Below are 16291 nucleotides of genomic sequence, written 5' to 3'. Positions count from 1 at the left end.
ACAGGAACAGGCTGACAAGGCAATGAAAGCCATGAATGACAGAGTCTGTCAATAGAGTCATGGCATGGCAGATTCGGCGTGCTGTAGCATCTACGTGTGGAGCAGAGGCAGTACACCTTGCGCGACCGGAAACGACGTGCGGTCCAGGACGACGTGGCCGGCATCGCCGTCGACCTGTTCGTCGCCAACGGCTACGAAGACACGACCGTGGACCAGATCGCGACAGCGGCCGGGCTGTCACCGCGCACTTTCTTCCGCTATTTCGCGAGCAAGGAAGCCGTGGTCACCCACATGTTCGACACGACGGGCACCGACATCGCCGACGCCCTGGCAGAGCGGCCTTCCGAAGAGGCCCCCTGGCTCGCACTGCGCCGCTCGTTCGACGGGCTGATCCAGCAGCTGACCGAGCGCCCCGCGTCCGTGCCCCTGATCCGGATGATCTACGACACGCCGTCGCTGTACGCGGGTCACCTGCACAAGCAGGTGAGGTGGATCGAGACCATCGCGGGCGCACTCGCCTTGAGGCTTCCGCAGTCGCTTGACGCCGACGAGCGGCGACTGCGTGCGGGAGCGCTTGCCTCCGCCGGCGTCGCGTGCCTGGAGTACGCCCGCCTCGAATGGATCGCCGGTGACGGCAAGGGCGCGATGGCGAAGCTCCTCGACGTCGCCATGAGCGCCGTATCACCGCTTCCCGAGGAATGACTGACCCGTGACCTCGATCGATTGACCGGGCCCGGCACAGCCGGTCGCTGAGAGGTCCGGCGCAGTCCCGACCCCCGATGGCCTCGGCCGTGCCTTCGGCCGGACCGGCCGATCGCCCCTGTGGCAAGGAGTCCGAGTGACCTACACGGAATTGACCGCGACCGAGGATGTCGCCGCCGCGCTCCAGGAGTACGCGGCGGCCTGGACTGCCCTGGATCTGCAGCGCGTGGCAGACCAATGGGATCGCCAGGACCCGGAAGTCACCTACATCGCCGAGGAGTTGGGCGAAGTCCTGGTCGGACCCGAGCGCATCTCCGAGCATCTCCTGCGCACGGAGCACCGCATCAGCGCCTCCAGCGTCTCCCTTCGGGACGTCCATGTGCGCGAACTGGCGCCGGGGCTTGCGCTGGCCACGTTCATCTGCCGGTGGGAATTCGAGTGGGTGACGTACAGCCGCGTCAGCGCCCTGCTGCGCCGACGCGACATGCGGTGGCTCTTCACCCACTACATGGAGGCGCCCTTCCACATGGAGGACTGGGACTCCAGGGCCGAACGTGATCGCTGACTGGAGAAGGGGCCCGCCGAGCGCTGTCTCGGCGGGCCCCTTCTCCAGTCAGCGGGCCAGGCAGACGCCGATTCGAGCGGCCAGGCCGAGGAGGAGCGCGAACCCGCTGATGACCAGGACGCGCGTGGCGTAGGTGCTCCACCACCGAACGCGGGGCAGGGCCGCCTTGGGGATCAACTCCCAGTCCACGTGTCGTAGCGCCGCCTTGTACAGGATCATCGCGATCATGCCCAGGCTGCCGGCCGCCATCAGGGCTTCGGCGAAGGACTGGAACGTTGTCGCATTCATGGTGCTTCCTTGTCCGGCGATGACGGGCCCTCAGAAGGCGAGGGCATAGAGCAGGTAGATGTTGATACCGGAGATGAGAACTGCCGCGACGCTGCCGAGAAAGGTCGTCAGGGACCCATTGACCAGATCGCCCATCAGGTCGCGCCGTCGGCTGATCAGGACGAGCGGGACGAGGACGAACGGGATCCCGAAAGAGAGCACGACCTGGGAGAGCAGGAGTGCGGTGTCCGGCGACACGCCGACTGCTATGACGACCAGAGCGGGTGCCATGGTGATGAGCCGGCGCAGGAAGAGGGGGATGCGAATGCGCAGGAAGCCCTGCATGATGACCTGTCCCGCGTAGGTCCCGACCCCGGATGAGGAAAGCCCTGAGGCGAGCAGCGCCGCGGCGAACGCCAACGCGGCCCCACCTCCGACGAGCCGCTCGAAGCCTCCGTGAGCGGCGCCCAGGCTGCCGTCGAAGCCTCCCGACCCGCTGAAGGCGGCCGCGGCGACGCAGAGCATCGAAAGATTGATCGCCCCGGCGGCACTGAGCCCCAGCACGGTGTCGATGCGCAGGCTGCGCAACGCCCGTCTGCGTTCCGCCGGTCCTTCAGGAGCCCGGCGCTCGGCAGTCAGTGCCGAGTGCAGGTAGATGACGTGCGGCATGACCGTCGCCCCGATGATGCCGATGGCCAGGACGACGGAATCCGTGCCCTCGAAGGCCGGCACCATCCCGGCGGCCAGGTCGGGGGCGGACTGCCCGCCGACGGCGAAGAGGGTGTAGACGAATCCGAGGGCAATGACCCCGAGCAGGAAGGCGATGGCGAGTTCGAAGGGACGGTAACCGCGCCGCCTGAGAGCGAGGATGGCGAAACTCACGACGGCGGTGATCAGTGCCGCGGGGAACATGGGGATGCCGAAAAGGAGGTTGAGCCCGATGGACGCCCCGATGAACTCGGCGAGATCGGTGGCCATGGCGACGACCTCGGCCTGGGCCCAGAGACCCAGCACGACGGGGCGACGGAAGCTCTCCCGGCACAGCGTCGGCAGATCACGTCCCGTGGCCAAACCCGTCTTCGCGGACAAATACTGGATGAACATGGCGACCAGGCAGGCCGACACCAGCACCCACACCAACAGGTAGCCGTACTGGGCACCGGCTTGGAAGTTGGTGGCGAAGTTGCCCGGATCGACGTAGGCGACGGCGGCGACGAACGCGGGACCGTAGAAGGCAGCGGCTCTGCGGGAGGCCCCACCCGGACGGGGGCGGCCTTCGACCGGAGCGTCCCGGCGTGCTGCGGGAATGCCGTGAGTCATGAGGTCTCCTCGAATTCGACGTCCGCCGATGCCGCGGCGATCCGACCGCGGCCGGGCTCAGTCACCGACGGGCATGCGCTGCGCAGATGCCATGAAGTGGCCAACGAACCGCACGCCACCGGGAAGGTGGGATCCAACGTGCGGCTGGAGCCGCCGGCATCCCGCCCGTGCTCTGCTCGAACAGCCGCAGCAACCTCGGATATCCCGTGACCGTCTGTCTGGCCGCCGTCGGCATACAGGGTGTGCCCGATCGTCCAGGCGGACTCCTCACTGCCGAGGAAGGCCGCCGCCGCGATGTCCTCCGGCCGGCCCCGCCACGTCAACGGCGTGGCGTCCTGGCACGCCTGCACGACAGGCGGATTCTCGGTGAGAACGCGTGTCATCGGGGTCTCGACGAGTCCCGGACCCACTGCGTTGACCCGGACACCGTGCCCGCCCAGCTCCAAGGCGGCCGACTGGGTGAGGCTCACCACCCCCGCCTTGGCGGCGTTGTAGGGCGCTGTGCCCTCGTCCGGCTGGGTCGCGTTGATCGAGGCGATGTTGACGATCGCCCCGCTCGAGTCCTGAGCGATGAACTGGCTCGCCTCGTGCTTGACGCACAGGAAGGTGCTGCGCAGAGTCAGCGACAGGACCGAGTCGATCTCCTGCGCACTGAGGCCGACGACAGGACCGCCGCCTCCCGCACCCGCGACGTTGAACGCACAGTCCAGCCGCCCGAAACGCTCCACCACGGTCGTCACCAGCGACTCGATGTCCGGCTCCCGCCTCACATCGGTGACGAGTGGCACCACGTCGGTGCCGGACCCGGCCGCCGCCCGCCCCAGTCCGTGCTCGTCGATGTCACCCACGACGACCCGGGCCCCCTCCGCCACCAGTCGCCGAACGATGCCGAGGCCGGTCCCCGAAACTCCGTCCGTCACGACCGCGATCTTTCCGGTGAACCGCCGTGCACTGATTGCGACCACGAAGACTCTCCGATCCTGAGATCTGCGGTGCGGCGCTGGCGCCGGACCGTCACACGAGGCCGAGCATGCGCTCCGACCGCTCCCACAACGCCCTGGCCAACTGTGGGTCCCGCGCCTGCCGTGAGGTACGGGCGTTCGGCCTGAGCCGGTGGAAGTACTGGCCGTTGACACTGCGCGGGTCGGCGACGGAGACCAGGTGGACCAAGGGAGCGGCCCCCTTCTCGCTGTCGATCGTCAGCGCGCGCCCGAGCCGGGTGTTGTACGCCAGGTGGGCCATGCCCCGCGCCTCCCGGGCGAGCCCGGAGTCCACAACTCCGGGATGGAAGGCCACGGCCGTGATTCCGGTGCGCGGGGTACGGCGGGCGATCTCCCGCGCGAAGAGGAGGTTCGCGAGCTTGGAGTCGGCATAGGCGCCGAACCCCGAATAACGGCGGCGTTCGTGGCCGGGGTCGTCGAGGTCGATCCGGCCCATCCAGTGCCCCATGCTGCTCGTCACGACGACGTGCGCCCGGGAGGCGCTGAGTCGCTCGTGCAGGAGGTTCTGCAGGAGGAACGGAGCGAGATGGTTCACCTGCCAGGTCAGCTCGAAGCCGTCCGCGGAGTCGGCCCGTACACCCGCCATCAGACCGGCGTTGTGTGCCAGCACGTCGATGACAGGGCATCGCTTCAGGAGCCGCGCGGCCAGCTCACGCACGTCGGTAAGGCGCGCGTAGTCGGCGGTCAACGGCTCGACGCCGAGTTCGCCGGCGAGGGCCGCGGTGGCCTCCGGCGAGCGGCCGACGGGCACGACCGTGGCTCCCCGCTCAGCAAGCCAGCGTGCGGCGACGGCACCTATCCCGGAGCTCGCTCCCGTGATGACGACTGTCTTGCCGACCATATCGGTGTTCATGGTTTCCCTCTGACGGTGCGACCTCTCGGGAGCGGTCCTGGCGTCCCCCACGAGAGTCACGGCACGGCTCTTACTGTCTGGACTGGCATAGACTGACACCATAGGCATGGAGCGTCAAGGAGTGATGAGAAGAAGCACCTGCACGACGAGAGGACATATCCATAAGGACCGTGCACATCCACGCCAAGGGCGACATCAGGATCGAAAAGCTGGAGGCGCCGGCCGTCGCACCGGGAAAAGTCCTCCTGACCGGCGAATACACCTGACATGTACGCCGACCGGTCTCAGCCTCAAGGGCAACACCATCGCCGGACACCCCTCGTCCGGGCGTTGGAGCGGCCCCGGGCCGCGTGCAGGACGACCTGGGCGCGCTGGCGGAGCCGGTGCTCGGTTTTGTGGCCGTAGGCGACTCTGTTGCTGAATTCGTCAGCCGGCGAGTTGGTGGCTGAGGCGCTCGAGTCGGCTGGTGCGAGGCTTGCGTAGTGGGTCGGTGGTCCACCAGGCGTCGAGGCGGACGATGTTGAGGGCGGTGGCGGAGTAGATGTGTTGGAGGGTGACTTTCGGCAGGCCGCGGTAGCGCGCCCGGCGGATGCCGGTGACGTCGAGGGCCTGGTTGACGGTGCCCTCGATGCCGGCGCGGAGGGCGTACTTGGTTCTCCAGGAGTCGGTGTCCTGTTCGGCTCTGGCCGCAGTGGTGCGTTCGTGGAGTTCACGGGGGCGCAGGGTGCGCATGCGGGCGCCGCGGACGGAGTTGGTGCACTTGGTCCGGGAGGGGCCGGGGCGGCAGTCGGTGCGGGCGAAGCCGGTCACGATGGCGTCGCGGCCGTGCTGGGTGACCGGATACCAGCCGACGCTGGTGGCGCCCTGGGGGCAGCGGACCTGACGGGCTTTCCAGTCGATACGGAAGGCGCTCTTGGCGAAGCCCTCGGCGGCCTTGGCCTGGGGCGAGTGGTCGGCCAGGAGCGGGGTGACCATGCTGATGCCCCGGCCCGCCGCTTCCACGACCAGGTCGACGGAGGGATATCCGGAGTCGAGGTAGTGCTCGCCCGGTGCGACCTGCCGCTCGGCCAGGTTCTGCTGGATGGGCGCGGTGGCTTTGACGTCGGGAACCGTCGCCAGGGTGGTGTGCACATCGGTGATCAGCCGCAGCACGCTCGTACCAGCCGCAGCACGCTCGTACCAGCTTCGGCTTCGGCTTCGGCTTCGGCTTCGGCTTCGGCTTCGGCTTCGGCTTCGGCTTCGGCTTCGGCTTCGGCTTCGGTGGGAGTGTCGCAGGTCTCGGTGAGGTGGACCTTGTAGCCCATCCAGAAAAGGTCGTCGCCCTTGGCCGACCAGCGGGCATCGGGGTCGTAGGGGGAAGCCAGGCGGATATGGCCGGGCGGGACGCCCTCGTCGTCGGCGTCCCGCTTGGTGATCACCTCCCGTCCCCGGGCATCGGTACGGATGCTGTAGGTCTGCACCAGGACCTGCCGCAGCAGGGCCACCGCCTCGATCTCACGGACCCACACCGGGGCGGTGTCGGACCAGGCCGCCCGGCATAAGGCCAGCGCGTCCTGGCCGAAGACCTGGGCGAGCCGGTCCCGCCTGGTCTTCGAGCCCGGCATCGTCCAGCCGTCGACGCGCGGCCCATAGCGTTCGGCGAACTCGGCGACATCGATCACCCCGGCCAGCCAGGACGGCGCCGCCACCGCCAGGGCCTCCAGAGCGGCCCGCACACTCTCCCCGGCCAGCTCGGTGCGGTTCAGGTCACGGACCGCGCTGATCACGTGGGTGGAGTCGGTGCGCTGCTTGCCACCGGCCTTGATCAGCCCGGCCCCGCGGCAGTGCTCGACGAGCCTGTCGAAGAGCGTCCGCTCCAGGCCGTGCCCGACCAGCCGGGCACGGAACCTCGACAACGCGGAGAAGTCGAAGCCGGCATCGGACAGCTCCGTGCCCAGTGCGTACTTCCACGACAGACGGTCCCGTGACGCGTCCGCAGCCTGCCGATCGGTGAGGCTCTCGGTGAACTGCAGCACCGTCACCAGAGCGAGCAGCGCCGGGGAGTGGGCAGGAGCCCCACGGCCGGGAAACGCATCGGTGAACAACGAGTCGTCGAAGACCTCGGCAAGGTGGTCACGCAGGCGCATGGGCAGGCTGCCACCGGGGAAGGCGGCGCGAGCCGTCCTGGCGGTCTGTTCAGGAACAGGCGGCAATCCCCCCGGTCGCATGGACACTGCGCCGCCCCCCTACGGCCGGAGCAGACAGAACGACCGCACCAACGATCATGCCGGGCCGCCTCGCACCCCTGCAGGCAATTCAGCAACAGAGTCACATTCCGCGTCGCTGGTGACGGCGGGACCTGGATGACCCGCGGGGCCCACCGCCGTCCACGACGGCTACTCGGGGCGGTGTTCGCCCTCGCGTCGTAGTTCCTACGTGTCGGCCCCGTACGTCCCGTACTCCGGAAGCCCCGTCGATGCGTAGACGAGGATCGTCAGTCCGCCCGGTGTCCTCTCGTTGCTCAGGAGCCGTAGGCCCGCCGGGGCGCCGCCGTCCGGGAACAGGCGGCGGCCGGTGCCCACGACGACCGGGGCGATCGCGAGGCGCAGCTCGTCGATCAGGCCGGCGGCGAGGAGCGACTGGCCGAGGCGGGCGCTGCCGTGGATCTGGAGCTCGCGGCCGGGCTGCTGCTTCAGTTCGGCGACCTGGGCGGGGACGTCGCCGGACAGGATCGTGGTCGGGTTCCAGTCGGCTCGGGTGAGGCTGTGGGAGGCGACGTACTTCGGCAGGCCGTTCAGGATGGCGGCGGACGGGTGCTCGGTCATCTTCGGCCAGTCCCGCGCGAAGTTCAGGTACGTACGGCGGCCGAAGAGGAACGCGTCCGCCTGCTCGAGCCACGTGCCGGCCAGCCGCTCGAACGCCTCGTCCAGATGCGGTACGAACCAGCCGCCCTGCGTGAATCCGTCGCTCGTGTCCTCGTCCGGGGCACCGGGGCCCTGGGAGACGCCGTCCAGCGACAGGAACTCCTGCAGAACCAGTCTCATCACGCATCACTCCCGCTTCGGTATTCGGTATTCCGCAGGGGACGCAATCCGCGCCCTCTCCTTCAGACCGTATGCCGCGCGGAAACTCACCGGTCCGAACCGATCGGTTCGAGAACCGTCAGTGATGCGGCCCCGCCGCCCCCGCGGTGATCAGGGCCGCGCAGGCGACAACCGCGGCGCACAGGGCCGTGAGATAGCGGACCGAGACATGGCGGGCCGTGACGTGGAGCGCCGAGACATAGCGCGTGGACATGCGTCGGAACACGGCGACAACCTCGCATCGTCAGTGCGTTAAGTGAGGGCAATCGTAGGTTTAACGCGCCGCTTAACGTAGGGGGGAACGGGCCGTGGGGCAAGAGGGGTCGGGATTCTCCTGCCCGCTTCCCGCGCGCATTAACTGGCTTGTTCCGAACGGAAGTTGACTTGTCGGTAGAGGTAAGTCGACTTACTGGCATGCTGGGGCCATGGCCGAGCGTGACGACCCGGGAATCATCGGGCGCCGAGTCCAGCAGCTGCGTACCGAACGTGGGCTGACACAGAAGCAGTTGGCGGAAGGGGCGTACACGCCGGCCTATATCTCCACGCTGGAGGCGGGACGCGTACGGCCCTCGGAGGAGGCGTTGCGGCACATCGCCGCCCGGCTCGACGTCGCGTACGAGGAACTGGCCACCGGCCGGCCCGCCCACCTCGCCACGAACCTGCGGCTGCGGCTCACCGACGCGCAGCGCACCCTCGCCACCGGTGAGGCGCAGGCCGCAGCCGAGCAGTACGCGGCGCTGCTGGAGGAGGCTCAGGCGCACGGGCTCGACGCCGAGTGCGCCGCCGCGCTGCTGGGGCTCGGTGAATGCGCCCTGGAGTCCGGCGACCTGGTCGTCGGGCGGCTCCGGTTCGAGCAGGCGGAGAAACGGCTCGCGGACGCGCCGTTACCGATCCGGGTGCCGGCCCTGCGAGGACGGGCGGTCGCCCACTACCTGGCGGGCGAACTCCGTTACGCCTGCTACCTCCTGGAGTCCGCGCTCGACGAACTCAACCGCACCGGCCTGCACGACCCCGGCGCCCTGGTCCTCCTCTACGCGAGCGTGATCGCCCCGTACATGGACATGGGCGCCCATGCGCGCGCCGCCCAGGCCGCGGAGTTCGCCCTCGCGCTGGCTCCGCAGGTGCAGGATCCGGCACTGGTGGCCCGTATGCACCGCTCGGTCGCCCGTACGTTGCTCGCCGAGGGCCGGATCGCGGAGGCGGACGCGTCCCTGGCGAAGGCGGCGGAGCTTTACCGCCAGCTTCAGATCCGTACGGAACTCGCCAGCTGCCACTGGATGCGCGGCTATCTGTACGCGCAGGACGGCCAACTGGACCGTGCCGAGAGCGAGTTGCGCGAGGCCCGGGCGATCCTCGCCGCCAAGCGCGCGACGCTCTACACCAGCCAGGTGGTGGTGGAGCTGGCCGACGTCCTGCACCGGCGAGGCAAGTCGGAGGAGGCGGCGGAGCTGCTTCGAGAGGTGCTGGGGGATCTGAGTTCGGAGCGGGGCGCCCTTCACTCCGCGGCAGCTCATCGCCTGCTCGGGATCATCGCCGAGGACGCCCACGACACCGAGACGGCCGAGGAGCACTACGTGCGCGCGCTCAGCCTCCTCGAACGGGCAGGCGCGGCAGGCGACTTGGCTGATCTGTGCCGCCTGCTGGGCGACCTGTTCCGGCGTACGGGCCGGGTGGAGGCGGCACTGGACGCGTACCGAACCGGTCTGGGGCACCAGACCGCGCCGGGGACTACGACCCTGGGGCCGGCGCCGGCGCACCCGCCCCTTTGACGCATCCGCTGCTTTGAGGGGTGTGGTGGGTGTGGGGGTCCCCGTAGTACTCGCCGCAAAAACAACGGATATCGCTGACCCGGCCCCGGGCTCCTTTGTCGTCCGCGTTCAGGGCTCCGTGATCGCGGTCTTCTTGGGCTGGCGGCACACGGCGTGCGTCCGGCCAAACCCGGGTGCCGGGGCTTGGCCGGACTGTCTGATCAAGATTTACGTGAGCTTCCGGGCGCGTTGCCCAGGTGTGCCGCGTTGCGGGTTACGAGCAGCTGGTCACGGTGTCGCCGGGGTCGGTGGTGCAGGTGTCGGTGCCGGAGTTGCCGTTGGCCGCGTCGTTGCCGGAGACGCCGTCGACGGTGTCGAGCGCGTCATTTCCACTGTGGCCGTTCAGCGTGTCGTTTCCGGATCCGCCGTTCAGCGTGTCGTTTCCGGATCCGCCGTTCAGCCTGTCATTCCCGGGACCGCCGTTCAGCGTGTCGGCGCCACTGGCGCCATCGACCGCGTCGTTTCCGGAGCCGGCGAAGACGGTGTCGTTGCCGCTGCGCGCGTTGATGGTGTCGTTGCCTCCGAAGGCGCAGATCACGTTGTTGCCGCTGGTGCCGCTGAGGTTGTCGGCGTTGCTGGTGCCAAGGATCGTGCATCCGTGGGCGTTGTTCACGGTGGTGGTCGCTACGGCGGTGTTGTTGCCGGGCACCGGGTCGGTTTCGGTGGCGCTGACCGTGGCGGTGTCGGAGATGGTGCCGGTGGCCGTGGGCTCGACGACGACGGTCACCGTGGCGCTGGAGCCGGCACCGGGGCCGGGGGTGAGGGTGCCCAGAGTGCAGGTGGCGCTGGTGGAAGTGGTGCTGCAGGTGCCCTGGCTGGGCGTGGCCGACACCAGGGTCGCACCGGCTCCGCTGACGGTGTCGGCCAACGTGACACCGGTGGCCGAGTCGGTGGTGCTGGTGTTGGTCACCGTCACGGTGTAGGAGGCCTGATCGCCCAGGCTGACGGTGGCCGGCCCGGTCTTGGTGACGGACACGTCCACGCCGACAGCGGCGCCGTCACCGCCCTCGTAGCGGGCCAGCCCGAAGTCGAGGAACGCCTGGCCGGCGGCGACGATCTTGCCGTCGGCCTGCAGCGCCACCCCGTTGGCCTCGTCGAATGCGCCGGTGACGTCGGTGGTCACTGTGCCGTCGCCGCTGAAGGAGGTGTCCAGGCTGCCAGTGGTGCTGTAGCGGGCCAGCGCGAAGTCGCCGCCCGTCCCGCCGACGGCGACGATCTTGCCGTCGGCCTGCACCACCACCCCGTTAGCCCGGGCGGCGAAGCCGGTGGTGACCTTGCCGTCGGTGTCGAAGGAGGTGTCCAGGCTGCCGGTGGTGCTGTAGCGGGCGAGAGAGAATTCGCCCGACGCCTGCCCGGCGGCGACGATCTTGCCGTCGTCCTGCAGCGCCACCCCGAAAGCCCGGTCGAAGCCGCCGGCGAAGTCGGTGGTGGCCTTGCCGCCGGTGCCGAAGGAGCCGTCCAGGCTGCCGGTGGTGCTGTAGCGGGCCAGCGCGAAGTCGAGGCCGCCGCCGCCCGGCTGCTGCTCTCCCTCCCCTGCGGCGACGATCTGGCCGTCGTCCTGCACCACCACCCCGTGAGCCTGGTCGGCGCCGGAGGCGAAGTCGGTGGTCACCTTGCCGTCGGTGCTGAAGTCGATGTCCAGGTCGCCGTCGGTGGTGTAGCGGGCAAGCGCGAAGTCGATGTTGGTGGGGCCGCCGGTGTCCGATGAGCCGGCGGCGATGATCTTGCCGTCGGCCTGCAGCGTCACCCCGTTAGCCTGGTCGAAGCCGGCGAAGCCGGTGATCACCGTGCCGTCGCCGCCGAAGGTGGTGTCCAGGCTGCCGTCGGTGTTGTAGCGCGCCAGCCCGAAGTCGAAGCCCGCCCGCCCGGCGGCGACGATCTTGCCGTCGTCCTGCACCACCACCCCGAAAGCCTGGTCGTTGCCGCCGGCGAAGTCGGTGGTCACCGTGCCGTCGCCGCCGAAGGTGGTGTCCAGGTTGCCCTCGGTGTCGTAGCGGGCCAGCGCGAAGTCGCCCGAAATCCCACCGCCGCCGGCGGCGATGATCTTGCCGTCGTCCTGTACCGCCACCGCGTGCCCCTGGTCGTTGCCGCCGTCGAAGTCGGTGGTCACCGTGCCGCCGGTGCCGAAGTCGGGGTCCAGGTCGCCCGGCGCCGCCAGCGCGCCCCCGGGGCAGGACAACACGAGCGCCGCGCCCATGGCCGCCACCACCCCAACCCGGCTGTTCCTCGACCACTGCCGGCCTTTGGTACGTCGAGTACGTCGTCTGAACGCGAAGAGCAGATTAGGAAAGAACGCGGACATGGACATTCAAGCTGCCTTTCGTCTTTGTGCCGCCAGTCGCCACCGCATCCAGCGCTCATTGCAGCGACGACATTTCTCGCGGGTACCTCGTGCACTCGCTCGGGAGGAGATCCCAAGAGGGCAGCACGTCGACCCGGGAGGCACACAACCACAGCTCTTTCTCGCCACTCTGATGACGCTTCATGGATTCGGCCAAGCGGTGCCCGGCAGCGCCTGATCAGCCCAGTCGCTCTCTTAGCATCGATCTGCCGTGACGGTCCGTCGTTTGCCCGGTGGGCCATTTCGCCGTTCGGGCCAGTGATGGGCAGGCAGAAGACCCGGCTGTCGCGTCGGTGGCGCCGGTTCCACGGTTCTGGTCAGGTGGTTCAGGCTGGTCGGAGCTCGCCGTAGAACCGCAGCTCACCCACGGGAATCTGTAGATACTCGGAGAGCCGGGCCACCGCTGCTGGAGGTGCCGAGGCGACGTCGTCCGGGACGAACCCGAGCCACGGCAGGGTGCACAGGACCGCCGGCCCCAGCCGGTCTTTCGGACTACGGCCGCGTCCCGGCGCGGCGCGGCGCCCGGGTTCAACGCCAGTACGAGCCGCCCGACAACAGCGCCCTCCGAGCGGCGTTGCTCCAGATCAGCGATATCCGTTGTTCTTGCGGCCATTACTACGGCGACCCGGTGTGCGCGCGGAAATGTGACAGGTGGGGGTGGGAGTGTCACATTCCCGCGACTACGTGGCCGGGGGCTACAGGGAGGCGACGAAAGTGGTGAAGGCGTCGGGGGTGACGGTGAAGGCTCCGCCTTCGGGGTTCTTGGAGTCGCGGACGGCGATGTGGGGGGTGAGGTCGGCGACCTCGACGCATTCGCCGCCGCTCGTACCGCTGTGGGTCGACTTGCGCCACTCGGCGTTGCCGAGGGGGGCGCATTCGACGCAGTCACCACCGCTGCTGCCGCTGTAACTGGACTTACGCCACGTCGCGGCTGTCAGCCCCTGGCTGGTCTCCATAGCGCTCCTCCATTACGCGGGCGATCAGCGCTGCCGAGTCCTGCACCGAGAGTGCGGCAGCCTGCAGTTGATCGTAATGGAGCCAGCCCTCGCTGACGCTGTCCGGGTTGGCGGTCATGTGCCCCTGGACGAAGTCCTCGGTGTAGACGATGTCCGGGTCGTCGTCGAAGCGCAGGAGATTGAACCCACCCGTCAGGCCCGGGTGTTGGCCCGCGGAGAAAGTCAACACCTGGATCTTGACCCGCCGTTGGCTGCGAAAGCTCAACAAGTGCGCGAGTTGGTTTCGCATGACTTCCCGGCTGCCCATGGGGCGACACAGCACCGCCTCGTCCAGTACCACCCATACCAGCGGCGGCTTCTCCTTCCTCAGGATGCGTTGGCGCTCCATCCTGGCCGCGACCAACTCGTCAAGGCCCTCCGGCTCTGGGGCACCGATCACGGCACGTGCGTACTCCTCGGTCTGGAGAAGCCCGTACACCACCTGGGCCTGATACGTGGAGATGTACGTCGCCCGCGCCTCCATGTCCGCGTACGGCTGGAACCAGTTCGGCAGCTGTGACCGGAGTACCAGCCCAACCAACCGCGAAAAGGCCCCCTCCGTCTCCAGGGCCACATCCACCCGCTCGCTGAACTCCCGCGTCGGAACCTTGTGCGCCGTCTCGATCTGCCCGATCAGGGACCCGGTACAGAACACAGCGGAACCCAACTGCTTCTGGTTGAGCCCGGCGGCCTCACGGAAGCGCCGCAACTCGGCTCCGTAGTAGTCCAGCGGACTCGCGCTGGGGTCGAGGTCGCGGATATTGACCATGCGGCGCCAACTCCCAAGTGCACTCGGCACATCGTTTCGTTCCAGATGTAGCCGAGCGTAATCGGATCACTCCACTCTGGTGATGTGAATCACGCAACTGACCTTCCAGAGGCGAGGCTTGGCGCCAGGTATGGCGGCAGCTTCACCGTCGGTGACCACTCGGCCCGGCACTTGCGCCGCATTCTCCGGGCGTACCTGCTGGCATGGGAGATGCCCGAACTGATCGACGCGACGGGCCTCGCGCTCACGGAGCTGATCGCGAACGTCGTACGGCACGTACCGGGACGGCGCTGCTCAATGCTGATGCTGCGGCGGCCGGAGGGTGTTCGGGTGGAGGTGACCGACGCATGCCCGTCGCCGCCGTTGTCCACAGCTGTGGACGAATTGGCGGAGGGCGGCCGGGGCCTGCTGATCACCGAGGCGGTCACGGACCGGTGGGGCTGGCAGCCGCTGACCGGCGGCCGTACCGGCAAGACCGTGTGGTTCGAGTGCGACGCCAAGGCGCAGACGTGAGGACATGACCGTACGCTGCACTTCGTGACCTCTGCCGCCGCCCGCACCGCGCTGGACCTCACCGCCGACCTCCCGCTCCCCGCGCTGGAGAACTTCTACCGCGACCTGCACCGCCATCCGGAGCTGTCCCTCGCCGAGCACCGCACGGCGGGGCGGCTCGCGGAGCGGCTGCGGGCGGCCGGGTACGAGACGGCCGAGGGCGTCGGCGGTACGGGCGTGGTGGGCCTGCTGCGCAACGGCGACGGCCCGACCGTCCTCCTTCGTGGCGACATGGACGCGCTGCCGGTCGCGGAGGAGACGGGGCTGCCGTACGCCTCGCAGGCGCCCGGCGTCATGCACGCCTGCGGGCACGACCTGCACGTCACCTGGCTGGCGGGCGCCGCGTCCGCGCTGGCCGAGGGGCGGGACACCTGGTCCGGCACGCTGCTCGTGGTGGGCCAGCCCGCCGAGGAGACCGGCGAGGGGGCGGCGGCGATGGTCGGGGACGGGCTGTACGAACGTTTCCCGCGCCCCGACGTCCTTCTCGCCCAGCACGCGACGCCCGGTCCGACCGGGCTGTACGCGCACTCGCCCGGCCTGATCATGTCCGCCGCGACGGACGTGGACATCGTCGTGCACGGGGTGGGCGGCCACGGGTCCCGTCCCGAGGCGACGGTGGACCCTGTGGTGACGGCCGCGTACATCGTGACCCGTCTCCAGACCGTCGTATCAAGGGAGCTGGCGGCCCGCGAGTCCGCCGTCCTGACGGTCGGCCGCATCGAGGCGGGAACCCGGCACAACATCATCCCGTCCGAGGCCCACATCGCTCTCAACCTCCGCACCCAGTCCGCCGCCGTACGCGACCGGATGCTCGCCTCGATCCGCCGCATCGCGGTGGGCGAGTGCGCGGCGGCGGGCTGCCCGAGCGAACCCACGATCACGATCGGCAGCAGTTTCCCGGTCACCGTGAACGACCTGGAGACCGACCGTCGCGTAGCCGCCGTCCACGGCGAGGTCTTCGGCGTGGGCACGGTCCTCGACTTCGGCCCCGTAATGGGCAGCGAGGACTTCCCCGTCCTCGCCGACGGCGATCTCCCCTACGCGTACTGGTTCGTGACAAGCACTCCCGCCGACGTCTGGAACGCGGCATCCACAGCCGGCGACCTGATGCAACAACTCGCAGCGGTGCCCAGCAACCACAGCCCGCACTTCGCCCCTGACCTGGCGACGGTGGGGCCCGGGGTACGAACGCTGGTCTCAGGCGCGCTGGAGATGCTGGCGGGGCGGTGACTCGAGTGAGAGGAGCGACCCGTGAAGGAATCCGAGTTCTGGGCCGCCATAGACGAAATGAAAGGATGCGCCGACGAAGCATCTGTCCATGAACTCCAAGAATTCCTTCTGGGAGAAGACGACGAGGATGTCGCCGCGTTTCAACGGCATCTTGAAAGACACCTTTCCGAACTCCGTCGACGGGCAGAAGAAGCCGGTAATCCGCTGGGTGAAGCGGAAGCGTGCGCGGTGGTGGCCGCCGGGAAGAGTGTGTACACACGCATTCTGAATGAGCCGGCAAAGTTCCAGGAACGCGAGTGGGACTGCGAAGAGGCAACTCTTCTCGAGCAGGCGGCACCCGAGGTGCTGGAGTTCCTCCAGGGGCTTCCTGAACGCCCCGAGCGGGCAGGCTGGCTGGATGTCAGCTTCGGATCTGACTTCACCATCCCGCCCATCTATGAGAAATCGGTCGAGGGACTCGCAGATCTCGTTGAGGATTCTCCGGAGTGGTCCCGTTGGTGGGAAGCAGCTGAATCGCCCAGGCTGTTCATCATCCTTGGGCTGATGAAGTCCGCGGAACTGCGTGAGCCTACAAGGCTGCGCCGCAGACACGGTTTCGTGGAGTTCAGCATGAGCATCGACCCGCAGCGCGTCCGTCGACTGCGCTTGCCCGGCAAGGCCAGGCAAGCAGCTGAAGTAGCCAGTGACGATCTCGCGACCTGCCTGAAGCACGTATCTGACGCGCTATCCCTGGGAGCGATTCCGTCGTTTCCACAGACCGCCTGAGTGTCCGAGGCCATGACGTTCGTGACGCCGTCGGCCCTCGGTGCTGAGCGGGGAGTTGGCA

17 protein-coding genes are annotated in these 16291 nt (G+C 68.6%); 6 read left to right on the top strand and 11 right to left on the bottom strand.

The genetic code is table 11. The features are described 5' to 3' along the window. The first annotated feature begins 96 nt into the window (after nucleotides 1–96). Together ACGFNK_RS39580 and ACGFNK_RS39575 are read left to right on the top strand one after the other, a co-directional pair. The gene (locus tag ACGFNK_RS39580) at nucleotides 97–702 is read left to right on the top strand and encodes a TetR family transcriptional regulator (protein ID WP_393424205.1); all 606 of its coding nucleotides are present in this window, start codon (nucleotides 97–99) and stop codon (nucleotides 700–702) included. Nucleotides 703–838: 136 nt separating this feature from the next. Then, nucleotides 839–1267, top strand: coding sequence for a nuclear transport factor 2 family protein (locus ACGFNK_RS39575; RefSeq protein WP_393424202.1), 429 nt, complete (start codon nucleotides 839–841; stop codon nucleotides 1265–1267). A gap of 48 nt (nucleotides 1268–1315) precedes the next feature. Here the strand turns inward: ACGFNK_RS39575 and ACGFNK_RS39570 are convergent, their stop codons facing one another. The 8 genes from ACGFNK_RS39570 to ACGFNK_RS39535 form a co-directional block, all read right to left on the bottom strand. After that, nucleotides 1316–1555 carry a hypothetical protein gene (locus tag ACGFNK_RS39570; protein ID WP_393424199.1) on the bottom strand — a complete coding sequence of 80 codons (240 nt, stop codon included), beginning with the start codon at nucleotides 1553–1555 and terminating at the stop codon, nucleotides 1316–1318. 30 nt (nucleotides 1556–1585) lie between these two features. Then, nucleotides 1586–2854: an Nramp family divalent metal transporter gene (locus ACGFNK_RS39565; protein ID WP_393424196.1), complete on the bottom strand. Its 1269-nt coding sequence runs from the start codon at nucleotides 2852–2854 to the stop codon at nucleotides 1586–1588. Further along, the gene (locus ACGFNK_RS39560; RefSeq protein WP_393424193.1) at nucleotides 2851–3819 is read right to left on the bottom strand and encodes an SDR family NAD(P)-dependent oxidoreductase; all 969 of its coding nucleotides are present in this window, start codon (nucleotides 3817–3819) and stop codon (nucleotides 2851–2853) included. The genes ACGFNK_RS39565 and ACGFNK_RS39560 overlap by 4 nt, the downstream gene beginning before the upstream one ends. A gap of 49 nt (nucleotides 3820–3868) precedes the next feature. Beyond that, nucleotides 3869–4708 (bottom strand): SDR family NAD(P)-dependent oxidoreductase, encoded by an 840-nt coding sequence (locus ACGFNK_RS39555; RefSeq protein ID WP_393424190.1) that lies wholly within the window; start codon nucleotides 4706–4708, stop codon nucleotides 3869–3871. Nucleotides 4709–5134: 426 nt separating this feature from the next. Continuing rightward, nucleotides 5135–5860 carry a transposase gene (locus ACGFNK_RS39550; RefSeq protein WP_393424187.1) on the bottom strand — a complete coding sequence of 242 codons (726 nt, stop codon included), beginning with the start codon at nucleotides 5858–5860 and terminating at the stop codon, nucleotides 5135–5137. After that, the gene (locus tag ACGFNK_RS39545) at nucleotides 5848–6834 is read right to left on the bottom strand and encodes a transposase (protein WP_393424184.1); all 987 of its coding nucleotides are present in this window, start codon (nucleotides 6832–6834) and stop codon (nucleotides 5848–5850) included. The genes ACGFNK_RS39550 and ACGFNK_RS39545 overlap by 13 nt, the downstream gene beginning before the upstream one ends. A gap of 285 nt (nucleotides 6835–7119) precedes the next feature. Beyond that, the gene (locus ACGFNK_RS39540) at nucleotides 7120–7731 is read right to left on the bottom strand and encodes a dihydrofolate reductase family protein (protein WP_393424181.1); all 612 of its coding nucleotides are present in this window, start codon (nucleotides 7729–7731) and stop codon (nucleotides 7120–7122) included. Nucleotides 7732–7849: 118 nt separating this feature from the next. Continuing rightward, nucleotides 7850–7996: a hypothetical protein gene (locus tag ACGFNK_RS39535; protein WP_386342401.1), complete on the bottom strand. Its 147-nt coding sequence runs from the start codon at nucleotides 7994–7996 to the stop codon at nucleotides 7850–7852. Nucleotides 7997–8195: 199 nt separating this feature from the next. Here ACGFNK_RS39535 and ACGFNK_RS39530 point away from each other — a divergent pair, with 199 nt between their 5' ends. Next, nucleotides 8196–9539: a tetratricopeptide repeat protein gene (locus tag ACGFNK_RS39530; protein ID WP_393424178.1), complete on the top strand. Its 1344-nt coding sequence runs from the start codon at nucleotides 8196–8198 to the stop codon at nucleotides 9537–9539. 253 nt (nucleotides 9540–9792) lie between these two features. On the opposite strand, the gene ACGFNK_RS39525 is transcribed toward ACGFNK_RS39530, so the two are convergent. From ACGFNK_RS39525 to ACGFNK_RS39515, 3 genes are all read right to left on the bottom strand, one after another. Continuing rightward, a complete protein-coding gene (locus tag ACGFNK_RS39525) occupies nucleotides 9793–11775 on the bottom strand; it encodes a calcium-binding protein (RefSeq protein ID WP_393424175.1) in 1983 nt (660 codons plus the stop codon). Between the two features lie 839 nt (nucleotides 11776–12614). Continuing rightward, nucleotides 12615–12875 (bottom strand): DUF397 domain-containing protein, encoded by a 261-nt coding sequence (locus ACGFNK_RS39520; RefSeq protein WP_393424172.1) that lies wholly within the window; start codon nucleotides 12873–12875, stop codon nucleotides 12615–12617. Beyond that, nucleotides 12835–13683, bottom strand: coding sequence for a helix-turn-helix domain-containing protein (locus ACGFNK_RS39515; RefSeq protein WP_393424169.1), 849 nt, complete (start codon nucleotides 13681–13683; stop codon nucleotides 12835–12837). Before ACGFNK_RS39515 ends, ACGFNK_RS39520 begins: the two co-directional genes overlap by 41 nt. Nucleotides 13684–13767: 84 nt before the next feature. Here ACGFNK_RS39515 and ACGFNK_RS39510 point away from each other — a divergent pair, with 84 nt between their 5' ends. From ACGFNK_RS39510 to ACGFNK_RS39500, 3 genes are read left to right on the top strand one after another with little or no spacing between them, the layout of a single operon-like run. Next, on the top strand, nucleotides 13768–14196 hold the full coding sequence (locus ACGFNK_RS39510; protein ID WP_393424166.1) for an ATP-binding protein: 429 nt from the start codon (nucleotides 13768–13770) through the stop codon (nucleotides 14194–14196). Nucleotides 14197–14220: 24 nt separating this feature from the next. Continuing rightward, the gene (locus ACGFNK_RS39505; protein WP_393424163.1) at nucleotides 14221–15465 is read left to right on the top strand and encodes an amidohydrolase; all 1245 of its coding nucleotides are present in this window, start codon (nucleotides 14221–14223) and stop codon (nucleotides 15463–15465) included. Between the two features lie 21 nt (nucleotides 15466–15486). Beyond that, a complete protein-coding gene (locus tag ACGFNK_RS39500) occupies nucleotides 15487–16230 on the top strand; it encodes a hypothetical protein (RefSeq protein WP_393424160.1) in 744 nt (247 codons plus the stop codon). Nucleotides 16231–16291 lie beyond the last annotated feature (61 nt).

Source organism: Streptomyces sp. NPDC048825, from assembly GCF_043198355.1.
Taxonomy (GTDB): domain Bacteria; phylum Actinomycetota; class Actinomycetes; order Streptomycetales; family Streptomycetaceae; genus Streptomyces; species Streptomyces xiangluensis.
The sequence above is the reverse complement of the archived record's forward strand: the minus strand, read 5'-3'. Positions and strand labels throughout refer to the sequence as shown.

Bases quoted from the DNA above. Each gene is read 5' to 3' on its own strand.
- ACGFNK_RS39570 (WP_393424199.1), bottom strand. From the start codon at position 1,555: ATGAATGCGACAACGTTCCAGTCCTTCGCCGAAGCCCTGATGGCGGCC.
- ACGFNK_RS39565 (WP_393424196.1), bottom strand. From the start codon at position 2,854: ATGACTCACGGCATTCCCGCAGCACGCCGGGACGCTCCGGTCGAAGGC.
- ACGFNK_RS39555 (WP_393424190.1), bottom strand. From the start codon at position 4,708: ATGAACACCGATATGGTCGGCAAGACAGTCGTCATCACGGGAGCGAGC.
- ACGFNK_RS39545 (WP_393424184.1), bottom strand. From the start codon at position 6,834: ATGCGCCTGCGTGACCACCTTGCCGAGGTCTTCGACGACTCGTTGTTC.
- ACGFNK_RS39540 (WP_393424181.1), bottom strand. From the start codon at position 7,731: ATGAGACTGGTTCTGCAGGAGTTCCTGTCGCTGGACGGCGTCTCCCAG.
- ACGFNK_RS39530 (WP_393424178.1), top strand. From the start codon at position 8,196: ATGGCCGAGCGTGACGACCCGGGAATCATCGGGCGCCGAGTCCAGCAG.
- ACGFNK_RS39525 (WP_393424175.1), bottom strand. From the start codon at position 11,775: ATGGGCGCGGCGCTCGTGTTGTCCTGCCCCGGGGGCGCGCTGGCGGCG.
- ACGFNK_RS39520 (WP_393424172.1), bottom strand. From the start codon at position 12,875: ATGGAGACCAGCCAGGGGCTGACAGCCGCGACGTGGCGTAAGTCCAGT.
- ACGFNK_RS39515 (WP_393424169.1), bottom strand. From the start codon at position 13,683: ATGGTCAATATCCGCGACCTCGACCCCAGCGCGAGTCCGCTGGACTAC.